Source organism: Thiobacillus sp. 65-1402 (assembly GCF_001897685.1).
Taxonomy (GTDB): Bacteria; Pseudomonadota; Gammaproteobacteria; order Burkholderiales; family Thiobacillaceae; genus Thiobacillus.
Window position 1 is genome coordinate 14,803 of the sequence record NZ_MKUG01000192.1, and the last position, 23,704, is coordinate 38,506.

31 protein-coding genes are annotated in these 23,704 nt (G+C 65.7%); 13 read left to right on the forward strand and 18 right to left on the reverse strand.

What is annotated here, in order from left to right:
- The first annotated feature begins 259 nt into the window (after window positions 1-259).
- Entirely contained in the window at window positions 260-694 is a 435-nt protein-coding gene (locus BGO62_RS14050; protein ID WP_296643606.1) for a pilin, read from the forward strand.
- A gap of 166 nt (window positions 695-860) precedes the next feature.
- Here BGO62_RS14050 and BGO62_RS14055 read toward each other — a convergent pair whose 3' ends face one another.
- From BGO62_RS14055 to recA, 5 genes are all read right to left on the reverse strand, one after another.
- On the reverse strand, window positions 861-1,130 hold the full coding sequence (locus BGO62_RS14055; RefSeq protein ID WP_296643607.1) for a type II toxin-antitoxin system RelE/ParE family toxin: 270 nt from the start codon (window positions 1,128-1,130) through the stop codon (window positions 861-863).
- On the reverse strand, window positions 1,114-1,338 hold the full coding sequence (locus BGO62_RS14060; protein WP_296643609.1) for a DUF6290 family protein: 225 nt from the start codon (window positions 1,336-1,338) through the stop codon (window positions 1,114-1,116). Before BGO62_RS14060 ends, BGO62_RS14055 begins: the two co-directional genes overlap by 17 nt.
- A 184-nt stretch (window positions 1,339-1,522) precedes the next feature.
- Window positions 1,523-2,866 carry an NADP-specific glutamate dehydrogenase gene (gene gdhA / locus BGO62_RS14065; protein WP_296643610.1) on the reverse strand — a complete coding sequence of 448 codons (1,344 nt, stop codon included), beginning with the start codon at window positions 2,864-2,866 and terminating at the stop codon, window positions 1,523-1,525.
- A gap of 91 nt (window positions 2,867-2,957) precedes the next feature.
- On the reverse strand, window positions 2,958-3,413 hold the full coding sequence (gene recX, locus BGO62_RS14070; RefSeq protein WP_296643612.1) for a recombination regulator RecX: 456 nt from the start codon (window positions 3,411-3,413) through the stop codon (window positions 2,958-2,960).
- Window positions 3,397-4,422: a recombinase RecA gene (gene recA, locus BGO62_RS14075; protein WP_296643683.1), complete on the reverse strand. Its 1,026-nt coding sequence runs from the start codon at window positions 4,420-4,422 to the stop codon at window positions 3,397-3,399. The genes recX and recA overlap by 17 nt, the downstream gene beginning before the upstream one ends.
- Window positions 4,423-4,634: 212 nt before the next feature.
- Here recA and BGO62_RS14080 point away from each other — a divergent pair, with 212 nt between their 5' ends.
- The gene (locus BGO62_RS14080; protein WP_296643614.1) at window positions 4,635-5,525 is read left to right on the forward strand and encodes a WYL domain-containing protein; all 891 of its coding nucleotides are present in this window, start codon (window positions 4,635-4,637) and stop codon (window positions 5,523-5,525) included.
- A gap of 27 nt (window positions 5,526-5,552) precedes the next feature.
- Here the strand turns inward: BGO62_RS14080 and BGO62_RS14085 are convergent, their stop codons facing one another.
- The 7 genes from BGO62_RS14085 to BGO62_RS14115 all read right to left on the reverse strand — a co-directional run bounded on the left by BGO62_RS14085 (window position 5,553) and on the right by BGO62_RS14115 (window position 10,213).
- A complete protein-coding gene (locus tag BGO62_RS14085) occupies window positions 5,553-6,050 on the reverse strand; it encodes a CinA family protein (RefSeq protein ID WP_296643616.1) in 498 nt (165 codons plus the stop codon).
- Window positions 6,038-6,544: a phosphatidylglycerophosphatase A gene (locus BGO62_RS14090; RefSeq protein ID WP_296643618.1), complete on the reverse strand. Its 507-nt coding sequence runs from the start codon at window positions 6,542-6,544 to the stop codon at window positions 6,038-6,040. The genes BGO62_RS14085 and BGO62_RS14090 overlap by 13 nt, the downstream gene beginning before the upstream one ends.
- A complete protein-coding gene (thiL, locus tag BGO62_RS14095; protein ID WP_296643619.1) occupies window positions 6,525-7,478 on the reverse strand; it encodes a thiamine-phosphate kinase in 954 nt (317 codons plus the stop codon). Before thiL ends, BGO62_RS14090 begins: the two co-directional genes overlap by 20 nt.
- 80 nt (window positions 7,479-7,558) lie before the next feature.
- Window positions 7,559-7,996: a transcription antitermination factor NusB gene (gene nusB, locus BGO62_RS14100; RefSeq protein WP_296643621.1), complete on the reverse strand. Its 438-nt coding sequence runs from the start codon at window positions 7,994-7,996 to the stop codon at window positions 7,559-7,561.
- Window positions 7,997-7,998: 2 nt separating this feature from the next.
- Window positions 7,999-8,466 (reverse strand): 6,7-dimethyl-8-ribityllumazine synthase, encoded by a 468-nt coding sequence (ribH, locus tag BGO62_RS14105; RefSeq protein WP_296643622.1) that lies wholly within the window; start codon window positions 8,464-8,466, stop codon window positions 7,999-8,001.
- Between the two features lie 38 nt (window positions 8,467-8,504).
- Window positions 8,505-9,590 carry a bifunctional 3,4-dihydroxy-2-butanone-4-phosphate synthase/GTP cyclohydrolase II gene (ribBA, locus tag BGO62_RS14110; protein ID WP_296643624.1) on the reverse strand — a complete coding sequence of 362 codons (1,086 nt, stop codon included), beginning with the start codon at window positions 9,588-9,590 and terminating at the stop codon, window positions 8,505-8,507.
- A gap of 17 nt (window positions 9,591-9,607) precedes the next feature.
- Window positions 9,608-10,213, reverse strand: a complete 606-nt coding sequence (locus tag BGO62_RS14115) for a riboflavin synthase (RefSeq protein WP_296643626.1) — start codon at window positions 10,211-10,213, stop codon at window positions 9,608-9,610.
- A 165-nt stretch (window positions 10,214-10,378) separates the two neighbouring features.
- On the opposite strand from BGO62_RS14115, the gene BGO62_RS14120 reads away from it, so the two are divergent.
- The 6 genes from BGO62_RS14120 (at window position 10,379) to BGO62_RS14145 (ending at window position 15,364) form a co-directional block, all read left to right on the forward strand.
- On the forward strand, window positions 10,379-11,542 hold the full coding sequence (locus BGO62_RS14120; protein ID WP_296643628.1) for a nitronate monooxygenase family protein: 1,164 nt from the start codon (window positions 10,379-10,381) through the stop codon (window positions 11,540-11,542).
- A complete protein-coding gene (locus BGO62_RS14125) occupies window positions 11,539-12,489 on the forward strand; it encodes a TIGR01212 family radical SAM protein (protein WP_296643629.1) in 951 nt (316 codons plus the stop codon). Before BGO62_RS14120 ends, BGO62_RS14125 begins: the two co-directional genes overlap by 4 nt.
- A complete protein-coding gene (locus BGO62_RS14130; protein WP_296643631.1) occupies window positions 12,479-13,480 on the forward strand; it encodes a peptidase U32 family protein in 1,002 nt (333 codons plus the stop codon). The genes BGO62_RS14125 and BGO62_RS14130 overlap by 11 nt, the downstream gene beginning before the upstream one ends.
- 66 nt (window positions 13,481-13,546) lie before the next feature.
- Entirely contained in the window at window positions 13,547-14,440 is an 894-nt protein-coding gene (locus tag BGO62_RS14135) for a U32 family peptidase (protein WP_296643633.1), read from the forward strand.
- Window positions 14,434-14,874 (forward strand): 6-carboxytetrahydropterin synthase QueD, encoded by a 441-nt coding sequence (gene queD, locus BGO62_RS14140; RefSeq protein WP_296643634.1) that lies wholly within the window; start codon window positions 14,434-14,436, stop codon window positions 14,872-14,874. The genes BGO62_RS14135 and queD overlap by 7 nt, the downstream gene beginning before the upstream one ends.
- 37 nt (window positions 14,875-14,911) lie before the next feature.
- Window positions 14,912-15,364, forward strand: coding sequence for an SCP2 sterol-binding domain-containing protein (locus BGO62_RS14145; protein WP_296643636.1), 453 nt, complete (start codon window positions 14,912-14,914; stop codon window positions 15,362-15,364).
- A 52-nt stretch (window positions 15,365-15,416) separates the two neighbouring features.
- Here BGO62_RS14145 and BGO62_RS14150 read toward each other — a convergent pair whose 3' ends face one another.
- Window positions 15,417-16,661 (reverse strand): nitronate monooxygenase, encoded by a 1,245-nt coding sequence (locus tag BGO62_RS14150; protein ID WP_296643638.1) that lies wholly within the window; start codon window positions 16,659-16,661, stop codon window positions 15,417-15,419.
- A gap of 9 nt (window positions 16,662-16,670) precedes the next feature.
- Window positions 16,671-16,910, reverse strand: coding sequence for a hypothetical protein (locus tag BGO62_RS14155; RefSeq protein ID WP_296643639.1), 240 nt, complete (start codon window positions 16,908-16,910; stop codon window positions 16,671-16,673).
- Window positions 16,911-16,997: 87 nt separating this feature from the next.
- Here BGO62_RS14155 and BGO62_RS14160 point away from each other — a divergent pair, with 87 nt between their 5' ends.
- The 4 genes from BGO62_RS14160 (at window position 16,998) to BGO62_RS14175 (ending at window position 19,827) form a co-directional block, all read left to right on the forward strand.
- On the forward strand, window positions 16,998-17,594 hold the full coding sequence (locus BGO62_RS14160) for a hypothetical protein (RefSeq protein ID WP_296643640.1): 597 nt from the start codon (window positions 16,998-17,000) through the stop codon (window positions 17,592-17,594).
- A gap of 28 nt (window positions 17,595-17,622) precedes the next feature.
- The gene (locus BGO62_RS14165) at window positions 17,623-18,807 is read left to right on the forward strand and encodes an outer membrane protein transport protein (RefSeq protein ID WP_296643642.1); all 1,185 of its coding nucleotides are present in this window, start codon (window positions 17,623-17,625) and stop codon (window positions 18,805-18,807) included.
- 67 nt (window positions 18,808-18,874) lie between these two features.
- Window positions 18,875-19,078 carry a DUF2892 domain-containing protein gene (locus BGO62_RS14170; RefSeq protein WP_296643645.1) on the forward strand — a complete coding sequence of 68 codons (204 nt, stop codon included), beginning with the start codon at window positions 18,875-18,877 and terminating at the stop codon, window positions 19,076-19,078.
- Window positions 19,079-19,215: 137 nt separating this feature from the next.
- Entirely contained in the window at window positions 19,216-19,827 is a 612-nt protein-coding gene (locus BGO62_RS14175) for a TetR/AcrR family transcriptional regulator (protein WP_296643646.1), read from the forward strand.
- Window positions 19,828-19,847: 20 nt separating this feature from the next.
- Here BGO62_RS14175 and BGO62_RS14180 read toward each other — a convergent pair whose 3' ends face one another.
- The 3 genes from BGO62_RS14180 to BGO62_RS14190 are packed head-to-tail and all read right to left on the reverse strand — an operon-like array spanning window position 19,848 to window position 21,866.
- Complete coding sequence (locus BGO62_RS14180; RefSeq protein ID WP_296643648.1) at window positions 19,848-20,462, reverse strand: FmdE family protein; 615 nt, start codon at window positions 20,460-20,462, stop codon at window positions 19,848-19,850.
- Complete coding sequence (locus tag BGO62_RS14185; protein WP_296643651.1) at window positions 20,459-21,601, reverse strand: hypothetical protein; 1,143 nt, start codon at window positions 21,599-21,601, stop codon at window positions 20,459-20,461. Before BGO62_RS14185 ends, BGO62_RS14180 begins: the two co-directional genes overlap by 4 nt.
- 10 nt (window positions 21,602-21,611) lie before the next feature.
- Window positions 21,612-21,866 carry a DUF2249 domain-containing protein gene (locus BGO62_RS14190; RefSeq protein WP_296643653.1) on the reverse strand — a complete coding sequence of 85 codons (255 nt, stop codon included), beginning with the start codon at window positions 21,864-21,866 and terminating at the stop codon, window positions 21,612-21,614.
- Between the two features lie 99 nt (window positions 21,867-21,965).
- Here BGO62_RS14190 and BGO62_RS14195 point away from each other — a divergent pair, with 99 nt between their 5' ends.
- Window positions 21,966-22,442 (forward strand): Rrf2 family transcriptional regulator, encoded by a 477-nt coding sequence (locus tag BGO62_RS14195; protein ID WP_296643656.1) that lies wholly within the window; start codon window positions 21,966-21,968, stop codon window positions 22,440-22,442.
- Here the strand turns inward: BGO62_RS14195 and BGO62_RS14200 are convergent.
- A complete protein-coding gene (locus BGO62_RS14200) occupies window positions 22,398-23,687 on the reverse strand; it encodes a hypothetical protein (RefSeq protein ID WP_296643658.1) in 1,290 nt (429 codons plus the stop codon). The two genes, BGO62_RS14195 and BGO62_RS14200, sit on opposite strands and share 45 nt — an antisense overlap.
- Between the last annotated feature and the right edge of the window lie 17 nt (window positions 23,688-23,704).

Sequence of the window (23,704 nt, forward strand, 5' to 3'; positions counted from 1 at the left end):
GCCACGGTTCGCCGTGGCTTCTTTTTTTCCCGAATGACTGCCGAAAAATGTCACCCCGTGCCGTATAGGGGCAGGGCATGGGCGCGGGATTCCGCTGCGGCCGCGTCCGGTTTTGGGGGAAGCGCAAGCAATATCAAGGCGTTCGGCCTGCCAGCGCAATTTTCCCCGGCGCACGCTAAAGTTGGCACAGCCCCTGCTCGTTAATGAACCAGACACGGCAGGCTCGTGTTCAACTTGCCCAAACTTAAGGAGATTTGAAATGCGTAAAGTTCAACAAGGTTTTACCCTGATCGAACTGATGATCGTGGTGGCGATCATCGGTATTCTGGCTGCGGTGGCGATTCCGGCTTATTCGGACTACACCGTCAAGGCCAAGGTGGGCAACGCACTGACCGCGGCTGACAGTCTCAAGACAGCTGTGGGCCTTTGCTCCCAAGAGGCGGGAGGGGTTCTGGACTCTTGTGATACTGGCAGCAGCGGAATTCCCGCATTCAACGCGACCAAAGAAGTTGCATCGGCATCGGTTACGGATGGCGTAATTACGCTTACCCTCGCAACCGGCATTGGTACGGGCGTGGATGGTAAGACGATTACCATGACGCCGACGGTGGGCACTACCAGCCTTACCTGGAAGAACACGACCGGTGTTACGCATACTGCAGGCTTGGCCGCGATCGAGAAGAACAACATCTAACTCGCGGAGAAATATAGGGACTAACCCCTAGTCAGCCAAGCCCCTCCTCGGAGGGGCTTTTCTTTATTCAGGCCCAAAAAACCCGCCTTCGTGAAAAGACGGGAATAAAGGGGGGCAGACACGATATTGTTGAGGGGTGAAGCAAGAAAGTTATGCCCCATCTCGGTCAGCGATAAACCCCGCGCCGGTTGCCGAGACGTACCACGGTGATCAGTATTTTTGCGTCTTTGATCTGGCAGACGAGGCGCCAATCGCCTACACGATATTTCCAGAACTCGCCCAGTTCGCTACCCCTCAACGCCTGCCCGATGCTTCTGGGGTCGTCCAGGGAGGCCAGGCGCTCGCGCATAAAGCCGAGCAATCGCTTGGCGACAGGCTTGTCCGGTTTGGCGAGTTGTTTTTCAGCAGTTTCGGAAAGCTCAATCGGCCAAGCCAAGTCGTGCCTCCACTTCCTCTAGGGGGTGGGTGCGCTCCTCGCCGCTGTCCAGGCGACGCACCACCTGTTCAGCGAGGTAGAGGTCTTCCATGTCTTCCAGGTATTCCAGAATGGCTTCGCGGGCATAAAAGGTCTTGCTGCGTCCCGTGCGCTTTGCAAGATTATCCAGCCTGGCTTCGAGGTCTTCCGGCAAGCGAATCGCTAGCATGGCGTGTTCCTTAAAAAATGCCGCTATACAAGTAGCGCGTAAATGGGATCAGTGATCCTGTTTAAACTATTCAGGCCAAAACAAAACCCCGCCTTCGTGAAAAGACGGGGTTTGCCGGCAGTCCGAGACCGCCCAAGCGGTCTTTTTTTAGCCCGTAGTGACCCGCTGCGGGGCCCAGGCTGCTTCAGATCACGCCCTGCGCCAGCATGGCGTCGGCCACCTTGATGAAGCCGGCCAGGTTGGCGCCGTCGACGTAGCTGATGCTGCCGTCTTCGCGCCGGCCGTGTTGCAGGCAGGCCTGGTGGATGCCCTGCATGATGCCGAGCAGGCGGGCATCGACCTCTTCGCGCGGCCACGACAGGCGCATGGCATTCTGGCTCATTTCCAGGCCCGAGGTGGCCACGCCGCCGGCATTGCTGGCCTTGCTGGGGGCGTACAGGATGCGGTGCTTGTCGAAGAGCCGGGCGGCATCGGCGGTCGAGGGCATGTTGGCGCCTTCGGCCACGGCAACCAGGCCGTTCTTGATCAGCATCGCCGCATCGTCGCCGTTGAGTTCGTTCTGGGTGGCGCAGGGCAGCGCCACCTCCATCGGCACGCTCCAGGGGCGCATGCCGGCATGGAATTCGGCGCCGACGCGCTCCGCGTATTCACTGACGCGGCCGTGGAGGTGGTTCTTGACCTCCATCAATTCGGCGAGCTTGTCCGGGGTGAAGCCGGCGTTGTCCACCACCGTGCCGCTCGAGTCCGATACCGTGACGACCTTCGCGCCCAGGGCCATGGCTTTTTCGATGACGAATTGCGCCACGTTGCCCGAGCCGGAGACGCCGACCCGCAGGTTCTCGATCGAGCGGCCGGCATGCTTGAGCATTTCGTCGGCGAAATAGACTGCGCCGTAGCCCGTGGCTTCCGGGCGAATGAGCGAGCCGCCGTAGCTCAGGCCTTTGCCGGTGAAGACGCAATCGGCGCGGTTGGTCAGCTTCTTCACCATGCCGGCCATGAAGCCGACCTCGCGCGCACCGACGCCGATGTCGCCCGCCGGGACGTCGGTTTCGGCGCCGATGTGGCGATGCAGTTCGGTGATGAAGGCCTGGCAGAAGCGCATCACTTCGCCGGGGCTCTTGCCTTTGGGGTCGAAATCCGAACCGCCCTTGCCGCCGCCCATGGGCAGCGTGGTCAGGGCGTTCTTCAGGGTCTGCTCGAAAGCCAGGAACTTGAGGATGGACAGGTTGACCGAGGGATGAAAGCGCAGTCCGCCCTTGTAGGGGCCGATGGCCATGCTGTGCTGGATGCGGTAGCCGCGGTTGACCTGGACGTCGCCATGGTCGTCGACCCAGGAGATCCGGAAAATGACGATCCGCTCCGGTTCGATCAAGCGATCCAGCAGGCCGTGTTCGGCGTACTTGGGGTGCTGGGACACGAACGGCCACAGGCTTTCGATGACCTCGGTAACGGCTTGCAGATACTCCGGTTGCCCAGGGTTGCGCTCGGCGGCGCGGCGGATGAATTCGTCCGGATGCTGGTATTTCATGTTGCGTCGACTCGGTGGTTTGAAAAAGGGAAAAGCGAGACTGTATCACCCCTTGCCGGGCGGAGTGTGCGGCATCGGGAGGCGGGCGGTTTCAGGGGCGGTCTGCGTCCTGGAAGATGCGCCGGATGAGCTCGGCTGCAAATCCGCGGCTTTGCAGGAAGCGCATCTGCCTGGCTTTCTCCGGCGCGTCGGCGGGCATGGAGCCGAATTTCTTCTGCCATACTTCGCGCGCGCGCTCAAATTCGCTGTCGCGGTTCTCGCTCAGCACGGCTTCGATGATGGTGTCGCCCACGCCGCGCTGCCGCAGATCGTAGGCCAGCTTCATGCTGCCGGCGCGGGCGCGGTGGTCGGCAACCCAGCTTTCGGCGAAGCGGCGGTCGGACAGCCAGTTCCGGACCTCGAATGCGTCGAGCAGGGCGGCGATGTCGGGGCTGGCGAAGCCCGCCTGCCCGAGCTTGCGGGCGAGCTCGAAGCGGCTGTGCTCGCGCCGCGCCAAAAGGCGCAGGGCGCGCTCGCGCAGCTCGCCGGGCTCAGGCGCCGGCTTCATCCTCGTCCGCCATGGGGTTGTTGACGCCGACCGCGGCGCGGACCTTGGCCTCGATCTCGTGGGCGATTTCCGGGTGTTCCTTGAGGAATTCGCGCGCGTTGTCCTTGCCCTGGCCGATCTTCTCGCCGTTGTAGGCGTACCAGGCGCCGGACTTGTCGACCAGCTTGTGGGCGACGCCGAGTTCGATGATCTCGCCTTCGCGCGAGATGCCCTGGCCGTAGAGGATATCGAAGAAGGCTTCCTTGAACGGCGGCGAGACCTTGTTCTTGACGACCTTGACCTTGGTTTCGTTGCCGATGATCTCGTCGCCCTTCTTGATCGCGCCGACGCGGCGGATGTCGAGGCGCACCGAGGCGTAGAACTTGAGCGCATTGCCGCCGGTGGTGGTTTCGGGGTTGCCGAACATGACGCCGATCTTCATGCGGATCTGGTTGATGAAGATCACCAGCGTGTTGGTGCGCTTGATGTTGGCGGTGAGCTTCCTGAGCGCCTGGCTCATCAGCCTGGCCTGCAGCCCCATGTGCGAATCGCCCATCTCGCCTTCGATTTCGGCCTTGGGGGTGAGCGCGGCTACCGAGTCGACCACCACCACGTCGACCGAGCCGGAACGCACCAGCATGTCGGCGATTTCCAGCGCCTGCTCGCCGGTGTCGGGCTGCGAGACCAGGAGGTTGTCGACGTCGACGCCGAGTTTCTGCGCGTAGACCGGGTCGAGCGCGTGCTCGGCGTCGATGAAGGCGGCGGTGCCCCCCATTTTCTGCATCTCGGCGATGACCTGCAGGGTGAGCGTGGTCTTGCCGCTTGACTCCGGGCCGTAGATCTCGATCACGCGGCCGCGCGGCAGGCCGCCGACGCCGAGCGCGATGTCGAGGCCGAGCGAGCCGGTGGAGACGGCCTGGATGTCGCGCGACACGTCGTGGTCGCCGAGGCGCATCACCGAACCCTTGCCGAACTGCTTTTCGATCTGTCCGAGCGCGGCGGCGAGCGCCTTCGATTTGTCTTCTGCCAATGCGGGGGATGCCATGGTTTCTCTCTCCTGATCAGTCGGTTTGCGTGAGTGGGGCAGTCGGCAAAGCCGCCTGCATGGCTTGCAATGTAGGCCATACATCCATTGGCGTCAATAAAAAATATCACCTGCATAAAAAATACAACTTGATTGATTGTATTTGATGCCGGCCACCCTATAATTTCGGCCATACTGGCTCGAGCGGAGCGAGCTCTATGATTGCAAAAGAAAAAATGCATCTGGATGTGAAGTGGGCGACACGCCAGCGGCTGCAGTACATCGAAATCATGGCCTGGTATGCCGGGGTGGTGACCCGCAGCGACGTCGCCCGCGCCTTCGGCCTGTCCGATCCGGCTGCGACCAAGGATCTCAAGCTCTACGGCGATCTGGCCCCCGGCAACCTCGTCTACCAGCACAGCGTGTTCGGCTTCGTGCCGGGCGCGGATTTCGGCGCCGTCTTTGCCGACCTGGCGCCCGCTGTCGTGCTGCCGGTCATCGCCGCCAATCTGGCGGTGGCAAACGGGCCGTACGGAAGTGAGTCGATATATGGACTGGCGACCGCGGCGCTGCCGCTGCCCGCCCGCTTGCCGGGCGCGCAGACCCTGGCGCAGATCACCCGTGCCATCCACGGCCGGCGCAAGTTGCGCGTCAGCTACCGCTCCCTGTCAGGGCGGGAGGGCGGGGCGGAGCGGGTGCTGGAGCCGCACACCCTGGTCAATACCGGGCTGCGCTGGCATGTGCGGGCATATAGCGAGGACACCTGCGATTTCCGCGATTTCGTGCTGTCGCGCGTCGTCGAGGCGGAATGCCTGGATACGCCCGCCGAATCGGGCGAGCAGTACGACGACGACTGGGTGGAGACGGTGAGTCTCAAGCTCGCCCCGCACCGCGGGCTCGATGCGCCCAGGCGCGAGAGCCTGCTGCTGGATTACGGCGCAAGCGGCGAGGCCATCGAAGTGACGGTGCGGCGCGCCCTGCTCGGCTATGCGCTGCAGCGGCTCGGCGTCGACGCCACGCCGGAGCATGCGCTGAATCCGAACGCCTACCAGCTGATGCTGCTGAACCGCGACGAGATCGAACCGTTCGCCGCCTGGGCTTTCGGCTAGATTCAGGTTGTAACTTGCGACTTGCCGCTATTCAAGCAAATCGATCAGCCCGCGCAAGGCCGCCGCCACCGCGCGCGAGCGGATTTCCTCGCGGTCGCCGTCGAGGCGGCAGGTCGACGACATGAGCGTGCCATCTTCCAGCGCCCAGCCGTAGCACACCAGTCCGACGGGTTTTTGCGGGGTGCCGCCGCCGGGTCCGGCGATGCCGGAAATGGCGAGCGTGGCCTGGGCGTGGCTGTGCGCCAGGGCGCCGGCCGCCATCGCGCTGGCGGTTTCCTCGGAGACGGCGCCGTATTGGTCGAGGGTTTCGGTGGGCACGCCGAGCATCTCGATCTTGGCGGCGTTGGCGTAGGTGATGAAGCCGCGCTCGTACCACTGCGAGCTGCCGGGCAGCGCGGTGAGCAATTGCCCGACCCAGCCGCCGGTGCAGGACTCGGCGGTGGCCAGCATCCAGCCGCGCGCGCGCAGCCTGTCGCCGAGTTCGGCGGCGAGCTGCTGCAGTTCTTCGTTGCTTACACGAGCCATTGCATTCCTTTGATCGCGGCGATTGCGTACGCTGCCGCCAGCAGGTCGTCGAACATCACGCCGAAGCCGTTTTTCAGATGCGCATCGGCGAGCCGGATCGGCCAGGGTTTCAGGATATCGAACAGGCGAAAGAGTGCAAAGGCCAGCGCAATCCATGGCCAGCCGGCGGGGGTGAACAGCAGCGCCGGAATAAACATGAGAACGAGCGCGAAGGCGACGATTTCGTCCCACACCATGCCGCCGTGGTCGGCGACGCCGAGCGCACGGCCGGTGCGCCCGCAGGCCCACACGCCGAGCAGGAAGGCTGCGATCAGCAGAATGATCCGGTTCGGCAGGTCGGGCGCGGCGGCAGCGATCAGCCAGAACAGCGGCAGGCCGAGCAGGGTGCCGACGGTGCCGGGCGCTTTCGGTGCGAGTCCGCTGCCGAAGCCGAAGGCGATCAGGTGCGCCGGGTGGGCGAAAAGAAATTTGAAATCAGGCTGCAAAGTGGTCATATCCGGTGTGTTCGACGGCCAGCCGCTGGCCGTCGGGGCCGACGACCGCGAGTCCGGCTTCGGCGGTGATGTGGCCGATGCGGGTGACCGCGACGCCGGCATTTTTGGCGGCCGTCTGCACGGCATCGCGCTTGGCGGGCGGCGCGGTGAAGCACAGCTCATAGTCATCGCCGCCCGCCAGCACGCAATCGCGCGCGACTTTTTCATGCAGATACGCCCGCACCACCGGCAGCGTGGGCAGCGCAGCGAATTCGAGTCCGGCACCGGCCTGCGAGCGCTCCAGAATGTGCCCGAGGTCGCCCAAGAGGCCGTCCGAGATGTCGATCGCGCTGGAGGCGACGCCGCGCAGTGCGATGCCGAGCGCCACCCGCGGCGTCGGCAGGTAGAGTGCGGGCAATACCTTGGCGGCGTCGATCTGCTCCATGAACAGGCGGCCCTGGCGATACGCCAGCGCCATTGCCGCCGAGCCGATCACGCCGGATACCCAGACGTCGTCGCCGGGCTTGGCGCCGTCACGCCGCAGCGCTTCGCCCGGCGGGACTTCACCGATGACCGTGATGCTGATCGTCAACGCGCCGCGCGTGGTGTCACCGCCGACCAGTTCGATGCCGTGCTGGTCGGCCATGCGGAAAAAGCCGCGCGCAAACGCGGTGAGCCAGGCGTCGTCCGCGGCCGGCAGCGCGATGGAGAGCGTGGCCCAGCGCGGCGTCGCACCCATCGCGGCGAGGTCGGACAGGTTCACCGCCAGCGACTTGTGGCCGATGCCGGCGGGGCTGTCCTGCGGCGAGAAGTGGCGGCCTTCGAGCAGCATGTCGGAGGACACCGCGAGCTGCATGCCCGGCGTCGGCGCCAGCAGCGCGCAGTCGTCCCCCACGCCCAGCACCGCGCCGGGCGTGGCGCGGGTGAAGTGGCGGGCGATGAGGTCGAATTCCACGCGAGACTCAAGAGGCAAGGTTCAAGGGACAAGGCGGAACGCGTGACGAGGGCCGTTCATGGCCGGCCGCAACCCTGTCCCTAGTCTTTCTTGCGTGCATGCCCGATTTCCACTGCGCGCACGTCCTGCGCCAGCTTGTCGAGCACGCCGTTGATGTATTTGTGGCCGTCGGTGCCGCCGAACTTCTTGGCGAGCTCGACACCTTCGTTGATGGCGACGCGCCACGGCACGTCGGGGCAGTGCAGCAGCTCGTAGGCGCCGATGAGCAGGATGCCGCGCTCGATCGGCGAGAGTTCGGCGAGCGGGCGGTCGAGCAGGGGGGTGACGCGCGAGCTCAGCAAGTCCTCCTCTTTCAGCACGCCGTAGAGCAGGGTGCGGAAGTAGGCCTCGTCGGCGCGTTTGAACTGCTCGTCTTCCTTGAGGTTGGCGGCAATCAGGGTGACGTCGGCGCCGCCCACCAGCCAGGCGTATACCCCTTGCAGCGTGAATTCGCGGGCAATTTTGCGGGAGCCGGCCATTGTCAGAGACGCTTCAGCAGGTTGGCCATTTCGACCGCCACGCGCGCGGCGTCGCGGCCTTTTTCAGCCATGCGCACGTGGCCCTGCTCTTCGGTGTCGACGGTGAGGATCGTGTTGGCGATCGGCACGCCGGTCTCCAGCTGCACGTCGAGGATGCCGCGCGCGGATTCGTTCGACACCACTTCGAAGTGATAGGTGTCGCCGCGCACCACCGCGCCGATGGCGATCAGTGCATCATACTTTCCGGACTGCGCCATTTTTTGCAGCACCAGCGGGTGCTCCAGCGCGCCGGGCACATCGACCAGCAGCACGTCGTCGCGGGCGACGCCGAGCCGGGCCAGTTCGATTTCGCAGGCCGACAGCAGGCCTTCGCAGATGTCCCGGTTGAAACGGCTCATGACGATGCCGATTTTGAGCCCGCCGCCCTGGTAGACCGGATCGAGTTCGGAGAAGTGGTTGGTGGTTCCCATGGGATGTCCTTTGAATGATCGTCTCGATCGGATCGAGCCTATGCCTTTTCGGAATAGCCGGTGACTTCCAGCCCGAACCCGTCCATCGCGGGCATCTTGCGCGGGCTGGCCAGCAGCTTCATTTTGCCGACGCCGAGGTCGCGCAGGATCTGCGCCCCGATGCCGTAGTCGCGCAGATCGTATTTGCGGCTGTCGACCGGCGCCGGGTTGATACGGTGCAGCAGCGCATCGGCGGTTTCCGGCCGATGCAGCAGAACCAGCACGCCGGACTGCGATTCGGCGATGCGTTCCATCGCGCCCATGATCGGCCACGAATGGCCGCCGCCGGTGACGTCGAGGAAGTCCATCACCGAGAGCGGCTCGTGCACGCGCACCAGGGTTTCATGGTCGGCATGGATCGTGCCCTTGACCAGTGCGAGGTGGGTCTCCTTGGCGCATTTGTCGCGGTAGGCGATCAGGCGGAAGGCGCCGTACACCGTCTGGATCAGGCGGTCGGCGGCGCGCTCGACCAGGCTTTCGGTCTGGTTGCGGTAGTGGATGAGGTCGGCGATGGCGCCGATCTTCAGGCCATGTTCCTGCGCGAACGGGATCAGATCGGGCAGGCGCGCCATGGTGCCGTCGTCCTTGAGGATTTCGCAGATGACGGAAGCGGGCTGCAGTCCGGCCAGTCCCGCGAGGTCGCAGCCGGCCTCGGTGTGGCCGGCGCGCACCAGCACGCCGCCGGGCTGCGCGCGCAGCGGGAAGATGTGGCCGGGCTGGATGATGTCGGCAGCCCTGGCGTCGCGCTTCACCGCGGCCTGGATGGTCACCGCGCGGTCGGCCGCGGAGATCCCGGTGGTCACGCCTTCGGCGGCCTCGATCGACACCGTGAACGCGGTGCCGTGCGGGGTCTGGTTGTCGGAGACCATCTGCTTCAGGCCAAGCTGGCGGCAGCGCTCGTCGGTCAGCGTCAGGCAGATCAGTCCGCGCCCGTACCTGGCCATGAAGTTGATCGCCTCGGGGGTGACGTGCTCGGCCGCCATCACCAGATCGCCCTCGTTTTCGCGGTCTTCCTCGTCGACCAGCACGACCATGCGGCCGGCCTTGAGTTCTTCGATAATTTCCAGGGTGGAGGCGAGGCTCATCGGTCGTTGTCCCTAACTTAATCTTTATCCGCGGGGTTCGTGAATTGCATCATGCGCTCGACATAGCGCGCGATCATGTCGACTTCCAGGTTGACGCGGCTGCCCGCCTGCAGATGCTTGAGCGTGGTCATTTCCAGCGTATGCGGGATGAGGTTGAGCGCGAAGCGCGTGCCGGCGACCGTATTGACCGTGAGCGATACACCGTTCACCGTGATCGAGCCCTTGCGGATGATGTAGCGCGCGAGTTCGGCCGGGGTGTCGATTTCCAGCAGGTGCGACTCGCCTGCCGGCGCGAAGCGGTGCACCGTGCCGACGCCGTCGACGTGTCCCGACACCAGATGCCCGCCGAGCCGGTCGGCCAGCCGCAGCGCCTTCTCCAGATTGACCTCGGCGCCTGGCATGAAACCCGCCGTGACGCGCAGGGTCTCGGCGGAGACGTCGACGCTGAAGCTGTCGGGCGCCAGCGCCATCGCGGTCAGGCACACGCCGTTGACCGCGATGCTGTCGCCCAGGCCGACGTCGGTGAAGTCGAGGCCGCCGCCATGGATGGTCATGCGCGCGTCGGCGCCGTGCGCTTCGTATTCGTGGATGCGGCCAATAGCTTGGATGATGCCGGTGAACATGCGGTAAGAGGCCAGCCAGTAAGACCCCGCATTGTAGGCGTTTAGGCTGGGCGGGAGAACCCCGGCCTTGCGCGCGCGGAAACGGATCGATGTTCATATAAGGATAAGCGGGTCTTCAAGTTGCTATAATGGGCGTCAATTTCTGTAGAGGATGGAAAGACCGACATGCTTGCGTCCAGATCGTTTGCCATTCGCGGCCATACCCTGCTGCCCATCGTGCAGGGCGGGATGGGCGTGGGCGTGTCGGCCCACCGGCTGGCGGGCGCGGTGGCGCGCGCCGGCGCGATGGGAACGATAGCGAGTATCGACCTGCGGCATCATCACGCCGATCTGTCGGAGCAGTCGCAGCGCTGCCGCGACAAGGACGAACTCAACCGGCTCAACTTCATCGCGCTCGACCGGGAAATCAAGGCTGCGCTCGCTATCGCGGCCGGCCATGGTCTGGTCGCGGTCAACGTGATGAAGGCAGTGGACGCGTATCCGGCCTACGTGCGGCAGGCGTGCGCCTCGGGCGCGCAGGCGATCGTGATGGGCGCGGGGCTGCCGCTCGATCTGCCGGAGCTCGCCGAAGGCTATCCCGGCGTTGCACTGATTCCGATCCTGTCGGATGCGCGCGGCGTCGCCGTCGTGCTGAAGAAATGGGCGCGCAAGGGGCGACTGCCGGATGCCATCGTGATCGAGCACCCGCGCTACGCAGGCGGCCATCTCGGCGCGCCGGACCCGGCCGAGTTGACGAATGCGCGTTTCGATTTCGCCGCGGTGTTGCCCGGCATTTTCAAGGTTTTCGACGAGCAGGGCATCGCGCGCGGGCAGATTCCGATCATCGTCGGCGGCGGCTTCAACAGCCACGAGAAGGTGCTGGCTGCGCTGGCGCTGGGGGCGAGCGCAGCGCAGGTCGGCACGCCGTTTGCCGTGACCGAGGAAGGCGATGCCCACCCCAACTTCAAGCGCGTGCTGCTGGATGCGAAACCCGAAGACATCGTCACTTTCATGAGCGTGGCCGGGCTGCCCGCGCGCGCGGTGAAAACGCCATGGCTCGCCAACTACCTCAAGCGCGAATCCAGGCTGCAGGCGGTGGCGAAGGCCGACCCCGGGCGCTGCGCCATCGGCCTGCATTGCCTGGCGCAATGCGGCCTGCGCGACGGCCTCAGGAAAGCCGGCCAGTTCTGCATCGACTCGCAGCTGGTGGCCGCGCTCAAGGGCGACGTCAACAAAGGCCTGTTCTTCCGCGGCAGCGAAAGCCTGCCGTTCGGCCGCGCGATCCGGCCGGTGCAGGATCTGATCGACTATCTGCTCACCGGCGGGAAGCCGGCGGCCACGGCAGCGTGAGCAGCCTCGCCGATCGCATCCACACCTTCGGCCGCGCCATGCTGGAACGGCACGGCGAGCGGGTGCACAAGATCGCGCTCGATGCCGGCTTCACCTGCCCCAATCGCGACGGCAGCAAGGGCATCGGCGGCTGCACTTTCTGCAACAACAAGTCCTTCGCCCCGGGCGCGCGCGACCCGGCGCCGCTCGCCGCGCAGTTCGAGCGCGCGCGCGGCCGCATTGCGCGGGGCACCGGCGCGCGCCGCTTCATCGCCTATTTCCAGGCCTACACCAATACCTATGCGCATGTGGACGAGCTGCGCGCGCTGTACGACGCCGCGCTGGCGGCGCCCGACGTGATGGGGCTGTCGATCGGCACGCGGCCCGACTGCGTGCCGCTGCCGGTGCTGGATCTGCTGGCGGAATACCGCGACCGCGGCCACGAGGTGTGGCTGGAACTCGGCCTGCAGTCGTCCTTCGACGCCACCCTGGCACGCGTCAACCGCGGCCACGGCTTCGCCGAATACGAGGCGGCGACGCGGGCGGCGCGGGCGCGCGGCATCCCGGTGTGCTGCCATCTCATCGTCGGCCTGCCCGGCGAGGACGCATCCCACAGTCACATCAGCCTCGACCGCGTGCTGGGGATCGGCGTCGACGGCCTCAAGCTGCATCCGCTGCACGTGGTGAAGCACACCCGGCTGGCGATCGAATGGAAGCGCGGCGAGTACACCCCGCTGGCCGAGGCGGATTACCTGCGCATCGCCGCCGATCTGATCGAGCGCACGCCGTGGCAGGTGGTCTACCACCGCGTCACCGGAACCGCCGCGCCCGACGTGCTGCTGGCGCCCGCGTGGTGCGCGAAGAAGTGGGACGTACTGAACGGCATCGCCGACGAGTTGGCGCGGCGCGACAGCCGCCAGGGCGCCCGCGCAGGCCAAATCTGGAAGGAGAAAAGTCATGCCGCTTGATCTGATCTGCCCGGCGGGCAGCTTGGTTTCGCTCAAGGCCGCCATCGACAACGGCGCCGATGCGGTCTACATGGGGTTCCGCGACAACACCAACGCGCGCGCCTTTCCCGGCCTCAACTTCGACGAGGCGCAGGCGGCCGAAGGCCTGCGCTACGCGCACGAGCGTGGCCGCAAGGTGCTGCTCGCGCTCAACACCTATCCGCAGTCCGACAGCTGGCAGCGCTGGACCGGCGCGGTCGACCGCGCCGCGAAGCTCGGCATGGACGCGGTGATCCTCGCCGACCCCGGGCTGATGCGCTACGCGGTCAGGCATCACCCGCAGCTCAGGCTGCACCTGTCGGTGCAGGGCTCGGCCACCAGCTACGAGGCGGTGAATTTCTACCGCGAGCATTTCGGCATCCAGCGCGCCGTGCTGCCGCGCGTGCTGTCGCTGCCGCAGGTGGAAAACGTGGTCAAGAATACCGCCGTCGAGATCGAGCTGTTCGGCTTCGGCGGCCTGTGCGTGATGGTGGAAGGGCGCTGCCTGCTGTCGTCGTATTGCACCGGCGAATCGCCCAACTCGGCGGGCGTGTGCTCGCCGGCGAAAGCGGTGCAGTGGAAGGACACCCCGGCCGGCCTGGAATCGCGGCTGAACGGCGTGCTGCTCGACCGCTACGGCAAGGACGAAAAGGCCGGCTACCCGACGCTGTGCAAGGGCCGCTTCGACGTCGGCGGCGAGACCTATTACGCCATCGAGGAGCCCACCAGCCTCAATACCCTTGACCTGCTGCCGGACATGCTGAAAATCGGCATCGCCGCGATCAAGATCGAAGGCCGCCAGCGCAGTCCGGCCTACGTGGCGCAGGTGACGAAGGTGTGGCGCGCCGCCATCGATGCGGTGAAGAAGGACGCCGCCGGCTTCAAGCCCGCGCCGGCCTGGCAGGACGAACTCAACAAGCTGTCGGAAGGGCAGAGCCATACGCTCGGCGCCTACCACCGGCCGTGGAAGTGAGAGGCGAGGGGCGGGTGATGCATCCTCTTTTCTTGAATCTTGTAACTTGAATCTTGCCCCTGTGAAATGAACCTCAGCCTCGGCCCCCTCCTGTATTACTGGTCGCGCGACGACGTCCTCGCTTTCTACGACGAAGCGAAACACTGGCCGGTGACGCGCGTGTATCTGGGTGAAAGCGTGTGTTCGCGCCGCCATCTGCTGCGCTTGCCGGACTGGCTTGCATTGGCGGAGCAACTTACCGCGGCCGGCAAGGAGGTGGCGCTCTCCACCCAGACGCTGATCGAATCGGAATCCGATCTCAAAACGCTGCGCCGGATCGTGGGCGACGGCCGTTTTCTGGTCGAAGCCAACGAATGGGGCGCGGTGCGGCTGCTGTCCGAGGCGGGCGTGCCCTTCGTCGCCGGCCCGACGCTGAATATCTACAATCCGGAAACACTGGAAGTGCTCGCCGGCCTCGGCGCACAGCGCTGGCTGCCGCCGGTGGAAACCTCGCGTGCCGCGCTGGCGTCGCTGCTCGAACGCGCGCCGGCCGGCATGGAAACGGAATTGTTCGCCTACGGCCGCCTGCCGCTGGCGTATTCGGCGCGCTGCTTCACCGCGCGCCACTACAACCTGCCCAAGGACGATTGCCAGTTCCGCTGCCTCGACCATCCGGACGGGCTGCCGCTGGCTACCCGCGAGGGTGCGCCTTTCCTCACGCTCAACGGCATCCAGACGCAGTCCGCCGGGGTCTACAACCTGATCGGCGAACTGCCGGCCCTGCGCCAGCTCGGCATCGCCAGCCTGCGCCTGTCGCCGCAGTCGCGCCACATGGGGCGCGTGGTCGAGGCTTTCCGGGCGGCGCTGGCAGGCGAGGGCAAGGCTGCCGATGCGCTGGCGCGCGTCATGCCCGGGCCGTCGGTCGACGGCTACTGGCATGGCCGGGCGGGACTGGAATGCGGGACGCAGCAAGCATGCTGATTACGCGCAGACTGGAATTCGACGCCGGCCACCGCATTCCCCATCACGCCAGCCAGTGCCGGCACCTGCACGGCCATCGCTACGCCATCGAGATCAGCCTCTCCGGCGAGATCATCCGCGCCGAAGGCGCGGCGGAGCAGGGCATGGTGATGGATTTTTCCGAAGTGAAGAGCATCGCCAATGCCGCGCTGGTCAGCCGCTGGGATCATGCCTTCCTGGTGTACCAGGGCGATCGCGAAGTGGTCGAGTTCCTGGCGACGCTGGCCGGACACAAGACCGTGGTGCTGCCGGTCGTGCCCACTGCGGAAAACCTTGCGAACGAGGCGTTCCGCATCCTCGACGCGGCCTACCTCGACGGCTACGGCAACCGGCTGCGGCTGCAGCGGGTGCGCTTGTACGAAACCCCCAACAACTGGGCCGACGCCGAGCGCTAGCAAGCAGGCCGCCGACCCATCGAGCACAGGAGCCATCATGCCGAACCTTGTCTTGTCCCCGCAGCTTGTCAACGCGGTCGCCCGGCTTCCCGCCGCGCCGCCCAGCCTGGCGTTTTCGCTGGCCGCCAACCGGCTGCTGTGGCCGGCGCTGAAAACGCTCGACTGGCGGCCGCTGGCCGGCCGGCGCTACGCGATCCGCGTCAAGGATCTCGGGCTCAGCCTGCGCTTTACCGTCACGGCGCGCGGATTCGCGCCGGACAGCGGCGCGCCCGAACTCACCATCAGCGCCACCGCCCGCGATTTCCTGCTGCTGCTGGGCCGGCGCGAAGACCCCGACACCCTCTTTTTCAGCCGCCGCCTGGTGAGCGAAGGCGACACCGAGCTTGGCCTCACCGTCAAGAACCTGCTCGACGCCCTCGACCCCGAGGCGGTGCTGCGCCGCCTGCCCGCGCCGCTGGCCCGCATGGTGCGGCGCCTGATGGCGGCATAGCCGGCCGGGCAGTCGGGAAAAGGGCTTTGCGGCGAACCGCAGCGCATGCGCTTCAGGGCGGCAGCGCGATTTTCTGGTCGACGCTGAACTGGTAGTCGTGGAATACCTGTTCGGCACTGAGCACCTGATAGCTGCCGTCCGGCGCACGCCGGGTGGTGTCCTTCAGGCGCCAGGTGGTCTGGCCGCAGGTCCAGATGTCGAAGTTGCGCATGTGGGTGCACAGGCAGGTCTTGTCGTGGACTGAAACCTTCTTTGCGCCCGGGTGCAGTTCCACCTGGCTGTTGTAGGCGTCGATGTAAGCGCAGCGGCCCTTGGCGTCGAGCAGATAGCCGTAGGCTTCGCAGTTGGGGCGGATGCCGGCGCCGATGCCGGGGCTGCCCTTGAGCATGCGCATCGGGTAGCCGGTCGGCGAAATGGTGTTGACCTCGATGTCGTCCTCGCTGGCCCTGAAGTATTCCTGCTTGACCTTGTCCGGCAGGCCGCACTCGCGGGTGACGGTGAAGCGGGTCGCCACCTGCACCGCGGCCGCGCCCTGTTCGAGGAAGGCCGCGGCATCGCTGCCGGTGAAAATGCCGCCGGCGGCGATCACCGGAATGTCGAGGTGCTCGGCTTTGAGGAAGGCCAGCACCTCGGCGACGATGCTGCGCAAGTCGTATTGCGCCCAGTCCATGCCGAAGCCGAGATGGCCGCCGGCGAGCGGGCCTTCCACCACGACATAGTCCGGCAGCCGCTGCAGCCGCGCGTTCTTGCGCAGGAACATCGCCAGCGCGCGCGGCGAGGAGACGATGATGCCGAGCTTGGCGTCGCGAAAGCGCGGATGGTCCTCGATCAGCGCGAACGAGCCGAGGTGCAGGCCGGCGGACAGGGTGATGCCGTCGATGCCGGCGTCGAGCGCGGCGGAAAGGCGCATGCGCAGCGTCTCGCGCGGCGCGTTCATGGTCAGCTTCTCCATGCAGTTGATGAAGATCATGCCGTCGCCGCGCTTGGCGTCCATGGCATGGAGGACGTGGCTGCGCGTCGCCTCTTCGAGTTCCGCGAGGTTGAAGTGGACCGCGGACTTGTCGCTGCTGGCGACGTTGGCCTTGTATTTCTTCAGCTTCTGGCTGACGAAATTGGTGTCGAAGCGGCGGTCGGACACGGTCTGCACCATGGCGTCGGAAATATGGCCGATGCCGCCGAGGCGTGCCACTTCGAGCGCCAGTTCGACGGTCGAGATGTCCACTCCCATGCCGCCGATGACGATCGGCACCAGCTCCTGTTTGCCAAAGCGCAGGCGGAAATCATCCACGCGTTTCATTCTGATCCTTTAAATGTCGTTGACAGGCCCGGCCGGCGCTTGCGCGCCCGCACCGTGTCCCGTATTGATTCTGAGCGGCGGTATGCCGCTGAAAAAGGCTGCTGCGAACTCGCTCAGCACCTTGTCAGGCTTCGATTCGCTGCCCGAATGATGAAATTGTATCCGGACGCCGCGCGAATGGCACCGGAATGATTGCGGGCGGATGCCGCCGTGGCCGCGCTTTATACGGACTTCAAGATCCTCTTGCATTCTTTAAAAGTTCATTTATATAATCGACCGAACACGTGATCAGCCGATCATGTGTTCGACCTGTGCCATCACAATCCTGGAGACCTCATGAAAAAAATCCTGTTAACCCCCCTGATACTGGCCGCCAGCCTTGCTTCGTCCGGACTCGTCGCCGCCGAATCGCCCCAGGGCGCGGCCCCCATGCCGGCCGAGATGCAACAGATGATGAAGACGTACAAGCCGGAGCTGCGCCAGAAGGTGATGGCGCTGTCGCCCGAACTCAAAGGCACCATCCAGAAGCTGCATGCGGGCCATATGCGGCGCGCCAAGGAGACGACCCTGCGCCAGGTCATGCATGAAATCCTGTCCGAATACCAGAGCATCGCTTCGGCGCTGGCGACCGACAACGCCGAACAGGCGGCCGAGGCGGCCCGGAGGCTGGCCAACCATCGCATACCCAAGGGCGGGTTGCTGCCTTATTTTTCGCTGAATCAGGTCACCGACAACGACCTTGGAGTGCTGCCGGCGATGAACGACATCGTCGAGGGCAGCGCGCTCAAGCTGGCGGACGCGGCGGATGCGGGGGATATGCCGAGAGCGGCCTCCTACATGAGCGACATCATGACGGGATGCGTCGCCTGCCATCAGAAATTCCGCGGCGTGCCCGGCATTTCGGCCAACCTGATGACCCCGCTGTCCAAGTAACGCGCCCCTAGACTGAGGAGAACCGAATATGAATAAAAAAATTGTTGCAGCTGCCGTATCGACCGCGCTCTTTGCATTGACACACCACGCCCACGCCACCAACGGCGACCAGATGTTCGCCATGTCCGCGGCGCAGGCCGGGATGGGCGGCGCCACCGTGGCGCAAGCCCAGGACGCCGCCACCGTGCTGGTCAACCCGGCCGGCATGGCGGGCCTCGGCATCAAGGACGTGCGCATGGACCTCGGCTTCGGCCTCTTGAATCCGCCGCGCGAGGTCAACGGCAACAAGAGCGACTCGAACTGGTACATGATGCCGGCCGGCGCGGCGGTGTTCAACGTCAACGACCGGCTGTTCCTCGGCATGGGCCTGGGCGGCATTTCGGGCATGGGGGTGAACGTGAGCGACATCGTCGCTGCGCCCAATAGCCAGCCCGTAGTGACGACCAAGCAGGTGTTCCGCTTCTCGCCCGCCGCCGCATACAAGGTCAATGACGCCTTCACCCTCGGCGCCTCGCTGAACGTCGTCAGCCAGAGCCTGGCGATGTCGATGGCCGCGATGACCAATCCCGGCCCGCCCCCGGTCTTCACCCAGGTCAACCTGCCGCAGAACCAGCAGTTCGGCTTCGGTGCGACGCTGGGTGCCACCTACACGATCAATCCCAAGCTGCAGGCGGGGTTCACCTGGGTGAGCAAGACCGAGATTTCCGAAATGGAATACCACACGCCCACGGGGACGACCCGTTTCGACATGGACATGCCCGCCTCGGTCGCCTTCGGCCTGGCGTTCAAGCCGATGCCGGGACTTCTCGTCGAGGTCGACATCAAGCGCATTTTCTTCAGCGACGTGATGCAAAGCATCAGCGTGAGCAATCCGCCGCCCGGATTTCCGAACCCGATCCGCTTCGGCTGGGACGACCAGACCGTATATGCCATCGGCGTGAAGAAGGAGATGGGTCCGATGGCGGTCAGCGTCGGCTACAACTACGGCAAATCGCCGATCGGCCCCGAGGACGTCAACTTCAACCTCGGTTCGACCGCGATCGTCGAGCATCATCTGTCGTTTGGCCTCACGCGCAAGTTCAGCAGCAAGGTGAGCGGCAGCTTCGCCTACACCCATGCCTTTGAAAACGACATGACCGCAAGCGTCGGGCCGGCCAACACAATCAAGATCAACCAGAACCAGTACAACGTCAACATTTCGTACGCGTTCTGATCGGGGCCGCGACGCGGTCGCGGCCAGTTTCGCTGGTATTTGCAACAACCCTAGAATGGAGGTTCTCATGACCGTAGACCGTACCGTGCATCTGATGGCGGGCCTGATGGTGCTGCTCAGCATCGCCCTGGCCCATTTCTCCAATCCGGCCTGGCTCTGGCTCACGGCCTTTGTCGGTGCCAATCTGGCGCAAAGCGGCGTGACCGGATTCTGTCCGCTGGCTTTCATGCTCAAAAAAGCGGGCGTCAAGGAAGGCAACTGCTGTTCCTGATAATGACCTGATGCGGCACCTTTCGGCAGCGGCGCGCGCCGCTGCCGAACCCTTGCGTCCGGACGCGGCAAACTTCCGCAACGGCCACAAGACACTTATATTCACTGTGTTGCAATTGCGCCAGACCTCCGGATACCGTGACCGTTAAGAAAAGGAAACCCGCAGAAATCCGCCGCCATGACATCATCGAGGCGGCCATGGAAATCATTCGCCACGAAGGGGTGGCCAGGCTTACCACCCGTTCGCTTTCCAGGGCGGTCGGCATCGCGCAGCCCACCCTGTTCCTCCACTTCGGCAACAAGAGCCATGTCCTGGTTGCCCTGGTGGACACCATTCAGGAACGGTTGCAGAAAGAAATGGCCGGCCTCGGCCTGTCGCAACTGACTCCGCTGGAACGCCTGAAGGCAGCCATCCGCGCCCATCTGAATTTCATCCAGCGGCAACCCGGCATCCCCCGCCTGCTGTTCTCGGAAGAACTGCAAAGCGGGGATCCCGTTTTCCGCGACCGCATGAACGAACTGGTGCAGTTCTTTCTGAATTTCATCGCCGGCCTGATCAGCGCCGCGCAGGCGCAGGGCGAAATCCGTCCCGACATCGTTCCCCAGCAGAACGCCTGCATCCTGATTGCGGCCGTGCAGGGACTGGCTTTCCGCTGGGTTCTTTCGGACCAGCGTTTCGAGCTGACGGAGCAGGCCGACGCCGTCATCACCACCCTGATCGAAGGCTGGGCGCCGAGACGCGGAAGTTAATCCGGCGCCGGCCGACGAGGTCAGGCCGGGTCGTCCCGGCACGCGAGCAGCGCCGGATCGCCGCAGTGGTCGATCAGGATGCGCTTGACCCGCATTTGCCAGAGCCGGCCGAATTCCATCCGTTCCGCGTCGCTTGCCGCCCCCGCCAGCATTTTCGGCATCAGTGCCTGCAGTTCCGGCGGCGCGGGGACGACTTCGGGATGATAGGCGAGGGCCACGCGCGCGCCGGTGTCGAGGCGGCTGAAACGGATTTCGGCGGGGTCTGCCGCCGCGAAGGCCAGCAGGTTGCGGCGGCTGAACCGCCCCGCCAGGCCCTTGAAGCCGCCTTCGCCCGCCGCACCGGTCAGCAGGCCGGTTACGGCGGCGATGACGCCGGTGACGCCGTCGGTCTGCGCCGCGCCGAATTCGACGCGGATGGCGCCGCGCTCCGCAAGGCTGTCCGGGTAGAGCCTGCCGAGCGCCCGCCGGGTCATCAGGTAGGCGCCCGCCACCGTGGGGCAGGAATGCCCGGCGAGCTTGACCGCGTCGAGGTAGCCGTATTCGATCCGGCTGCTGCCGGCGGTGCCGAGGAATTCGGCCAGCGGGTCGTACAGCGTGATGCGGGCGACGGCATCGAAAAAGGCGGGGTAGCTCATGACGGACTCCTTGGCCGGACGATCAAGGCCTGCGCCAGCGCGACGCAGGCCTGTAGCAGAAACAGGATCAGCGTGACGGCGCCCAGCAGCAGCCCCCATTCCCGGCCGATCCCGGCCGCGCCGCCGGCGATGCCGAACAGTACGGCACGGGCGCCGCCGTAGCGCCCCAGATTGTCGCGCAGCCTGACGTGCCAGCCGTCCTGCACGCCGGGACGCAGCCATACCGGCAACAACTGGCTGGCCGCTCCGGATACCAGGGGCAGGATGAAGCCGGCGACGAAGGCCCATGCCGGCTGGAGCGAATGCAACGTGGCCGTTGCGGGGATGGCGTTCACGGCGCCGAGCATCGCGCTGCCGACCAGCCCCGCCAGCGCGGCGGCGAGTAGCGGCGCCGCGCCGTGCAGCGCGACGATTTCGACGCGACAAGACCGCAGCCAGCCGGCCGCCAGGCGCGCCGGCGGGATCGTCCATAAGGCGCCGCCGACCCAGGCGAGCGGGCCGTACCACGCCGCGCCGAGGGCGACCAGCAGCGTGCCGGCGACCGCCCAGGACAGATCACGGCGCAGCCGTGGGCCGGTTTGCGGGTGGGGCCTGCCGGCAACGGTCGGCAGCAGCACGGCGAGGGTGCCCATGGCGGTCAGTCCGACGAAGCCGAGCGTGTTGAGATGGAGGTGGAGGCGGCGCAGGGCGGACGCCTGCTGCGGCCAGAGCGCGCTGGCGAGAATCGCCAGCAGGGCCGCCACGAGGCAGGCCAGCGCCGCTTCGTACCAGGCCAGGCAGGGGTGGGGGCGGCCCAGCATGCCGGCGCGCCGGCGGCGGCTCCAGACGAACAGCGCGCCGGCAGCGGTCACGGCCAGCAGCGCGCCTGCCGGTTGTCCCCAGAGCATGCCGGGAAACCCGAGCGCGGCCACCACCAGTGCACCGCCGGCCAACGCCAGGACGGGGAGGATGGCCAGTGCGCTGGGGGCGCTGCGGGTGCGGGTGAGCACCGGGATGAAATGGCCCATGGCGCCGAAGATCAGCGGCATGGCGCCTACCGCCAGAATCAGGTGCAGGGCGGCGGCGCGGCCGGCGTGGGGCGACCACAGCAAGGCCGCGGCAAACGCGGCCAGGGCAAGGAACACCAGCGCCGGCAGCACCTTGGGCGGTTCAGGTGCGGACGAAGTCGATCACGATTTCCCCGGGGTTGCGCTGCAGGTACTGGATCGCAACGGCATCGCCATAGCGGGCGCGCAACTGGTCGAGCAGCGGAAGCGGGTCGTGATCGTTGACGAAGCGCATGCGCTCGCCCGAATTCAGCGCGTCCAGCGCACCGAAAATGGCCGCGTGGCGGAAACGCTTGGCGATTCCGCGCGCGTCGAACGGATAGACCTGGTCCTGGCGAAGATGCAGATGTGCAGTCATGGCTGTCGTCCTATAGATGTAAATGGAATACATATTATAAACACGGGATATTGTTTTTCTGCGCCTATAATTTGTTTTTGTTAAGCGTGTTTCACCTCCATGCAACTCACCCGCTTTACCGATTTTTCCCTGAGGGTGCTGATTTACCTGGGCGGACATCCCGATGCGCTGGTCACGGTAGCGGCGATCGCCAGCGAATATGGCATTTCCCGCCATCACCTCACGCGCGTGGTGCACCAGCTGGGCATCAAGGGCTACATCGAAACGGTGCGCGGCAAGGGGGGCGGCTTCCGCCTGGCGCGCCGCCCCGACCAGATCCGGATTGGCGATGTCGTGCGCGACATGGAAAGCGGGTTCGAGCTGGCCGAGTGTTTCCGGCCGGGCGACAATACATGCCGCCTGTTGCCCGGCTGTGCGCTCAAACCCGTTCTGCTCGATGCGGGGCGTGCCTTTCTGGCAAGTCTTGACGGCTACACCCTGGCGGATTTGTTGCCTGCCTTTGCCCTGCCCGCCAGGGCCGCCTCCCCGAAACTAGGAAAAACGCCCGCCGTGGCGGGAAAAGCGCCGCACGGCTGACAGCAGGTTGAGTTCCAGCAGCAGCGCCGAGAGCGCCAGTGTGGTTCCCGCCGGGACGGCCAGCAGCGCTGGCCAGAACGTGGCGGCGACGAGCAGCATGCAGGTGCCGAGGTGGAGACGGAATTGCCAGCGCCTTGCGCGTTCCGCAATCATGTCCTTCATGGTGGGGATGCTGCCCGCGCGCGCCTGCAACTGGGCTTGCAGGTGAAACCAGGCGAGGAAGGGCACGATCTTGTAGAGCATGCCGCAGACCACGCTCACGGCGAAGCCACCGATGAACAGCACGCCGAGCAGCAGCGGATAGGCATCGCTGCCCGCCCACGCCGGCCAGAGCCGAGCCAGCAGCCAGACGGCGACGCAGGCGATGAGGCTGGCCATGCCGACGCGCCAGAAATCCAGGGTGACGTCGGGCAGCTTTCTGCGGCGCCGCGACTGCAGGCGCAAGGTGACCAGCGCGAAGGCCAGCCCCCCGGCGGCGAGCCCGCTTTCGGCGAACAAGGCGATCCCCGCTGCCGCGGGCAGCAGCGGAGCCATGGTACGGAGCAGCAGCAATCCGAGCATGACGCCGGCCAGCCAGCGCATGAGCCGGGGAGGGTAAGGCGGCGTGATCTGGAACATCGGCACGACTTGGTAGGCGACGCCGATCACCAGCAGCAATACCCAGCCGAACAGACCGAAGACGACATGCGCGGCGATGAAGATTTCGTCTTTGACCGGGGTCCACCAGCCGGCACGCATGGTCGCGAGCGCAATGCCGAGGATGAGGGTCAGGCCGAGGCTGATCGCGGCGAGCCGCATGCCCGTCACCGTGGCGCTGGCAACCGCGCGCCGCAGGCCGATCGCCGTTGCGGCGAGAAAAACCGCAAAGCCGCAGCCCAGCAGGATCATTGCTGCGGCGAGCGCGTGCGCGCCTGCGCCGAGGAAGCCCGCCATCAGGGCCGCGGTTCCGGCAGCAAGCAGGAAATGGGTGGACCTGGCCACGCCGCGGGACGCGGGCAATGCCGCGCCTGCCACCACCGGCAGCATCTGCAGCAGCGCACCCAGCATCGTCATGGCGAGGAAGCCCAGCGTCAGCGCGTGAGTGAGCGCGAGCGCGGGCGGCGTCCAGCGCGAGGCCAGCGCAGCGGGAGCCAGCACGATCAGGCCCGCGGCGGCCAGCAGGTACAGCGGTGCGGTGAGAAAGAACCGCAGCGGCAGCGCGAACGGCGGCGCCTGTTCGAAGGAAAGTCCGGTCTGCATGCTCATGGCTGGGCGGGCATCAC

What these genes read in the sequence shown, in the direction of transcription:
- BGO62_RS14050 (WP_296643606.1), top strand. Translation starts at nt 260, where the DNA reads ATGCGTAAAGTTCAACAAGGTTTTACCCTGATCGAACTGATGATCGTG.
- BGO62_RS14060 (WP_296643609.1), bottom strand. Translation starts at nt 1,338, where the DNA reads ATGCTAGCGATTCGCTTGCCGGAAGACCTCGAAGCCAGGCTGGATAAT.
- gdhA (WP_296643610.1), bottom strand. Translation starts at nt 2,866, where the DNA reads ATGAAATACCAGCATCCGGACGAATTCATCCGCCGCGCCGCCGAGCGC.
- recX (WP_296643612.1), bottom strand. Translation starts at nt 3,413, where the DNA reads ATGAAGCCGGCGCCTGAGCCCGGCGAGCTGCGCGAGCGCGCCCTGCGC.
- BGO62_RS14080 (WP_296643614.1), top strand. Translation starts at nt 4,635, where the DNA reads ATGATTGCAAAAGAAAAAATGCATCTGGATGTGAAGTGGGCGACACGC.
- BGO62_RS14085 (WP_296643616.1), bottom strand. Translation starts at nt 6,050, where the DNA reads ATGGCTCGTGTAAGCAACGAAGAACTGCAGCAGCTCGCCGCCGAACTC.
- BGO62_RS14090 (WP_296643618.1), bottom strand. Translation starts at nt 6,544, where the DNA reads ATGACCACTTTGCAGCCTGATTTCAAATTTCTTTTCGCCCACCCGGCG.
- nusB (WP_296643621.1), bottom strand. Translation starts at nt 7,996, where the DNA reads ATGGCCGGCTCCCGCAAAATTGCCCGCGAATTCACGCTGCAAGGGGTA.
- ribH (WP_296643622.1), bottom strand. Translation starts at nt 8,466, where the DNA reads ATGGGAACCACCAACCACTTCTCCGAACTCGATCCGGTCTACCAGGGC.
- ribBA (WP_296643624.1), bottom strand. Translation starts at nt 9,590, where the DNA reads ATGAGCCTCGCCTCCACCCTGGAAATTATCGAAGAACTCAAGGCCGGC.
- BGO62_RS14115 (WP_296643626.1), bottom strand. Translation starts at nt 10,213, where the DNA reads ATGTTCACCGGCATCATCCAAGCTATTGGCCGCATCCACGAATACGAA.
- BGO62_RS14120 (WP_296643628.1), top strand. Translation starts at nt 10,379, where the DNA reads ATGCTTGCGTCCAGATCGTTTGCCATTCGCGGCCATACCCTGCTGCCC.
- BGO62_RS14130 (WP_296643631.1), top strand. Translation starts at nt 12,479, where the DNA reads ATGCCGCTTGATCTGATCTGCCCGGCGGGCAGCTTGGTTTCGCTCAAG.
- BGO62_RS14135 (WP_296643633.1), top strand. Translation starts at nt 13,547, where the DNA reads ATGAACCTCAGCCTCGGCCCCCTCCTGTATTACTGGTCGCGCGACGAC.
- queD (WP_296643634.1), top strand. Translation starts at nt 14,434, where the DNA reads ATGCTGATTACGCGCAGACTGGAATTCGACGCCGGCCACCGCATTCCC.
- BGO62_RS14145 (WP_296643636.1), top strand. Translation starts at nt 14,912, where the DNA reads ATGCCGAACCTTGTCTTGTCCCCGCAGCTTGTCAACGCGGTCGCCCGG.
- BGO62_RS14150 (WP_296643638.1), bottom strand. Translation starts at nt 16,661, where the DNA reads ATGAAACGCGTGGATGATTTCCGCCTGCGCTTTGGCAAACAGGAGCTG.
- BGO62_RS14155 (WP_296643639.1), bottom strand. Translation starts at nt 16,910, where the DNA reads ATGCAAGAGGATCTTGAAGTCCGTATAAAGCGCGGCCACGGCGGCATC.
- BGO62_RS14160 (WP_296643640.1), top strand. Translation starts at nt 16,998, where the DNA reads ATGAAAAAAATCCTGTTAACCCCCCTGATACTGGCCGCCAGCCTTGCT.
- BGO62_RS14165 (WP_296643642.1), top strand. Translation starts at nt 17,623, where the DNA reads ATGAATAAAAAAATTGTTGCAGCTGCCGTATCGACCGCGCTCTTTGCA.
- BGO62_RS14170 (WP_296643645.1), top strand. Translation starts at nt 18,875, where the DNA reads ATGACCGTAGACCGTACCGTGCATCTGATGGCGGGCCTGATGGTGCTG.
- BGO62_RS14180 (WP_296643648.1), bottom strand. Translation starts at nt 20,462, where the DNA reads ATGAGCTACCCCGCCTTTTTCGATGCCGTCGCCCGCATCACGCTGTAC.
- BGO62_RS14190 (WP_296643653.1), bottom strand. Translation starts at nt 21,866, where the DNA reads ATGACTGCACATCTGCATCTTCGCCAGGACCAGGTCTATCCGTTCGAC.
- BGO62_RS14195 (WP_296643656.1), top strand. Translation starts at nt 21,966, where the DNA reads ATGCAACTCACCCGCTTTACCGATTTTTCCCTGAGGGTGCTGATTTAC.
- BGO62_RS14200 (WP_296643658.1), bottom strand. Translation starts at nt 23,687, where the DNA reads ATGAGCATGCAGACCGGACTTTCCTTCGAACAGGCGCCGCCGTTCGCG.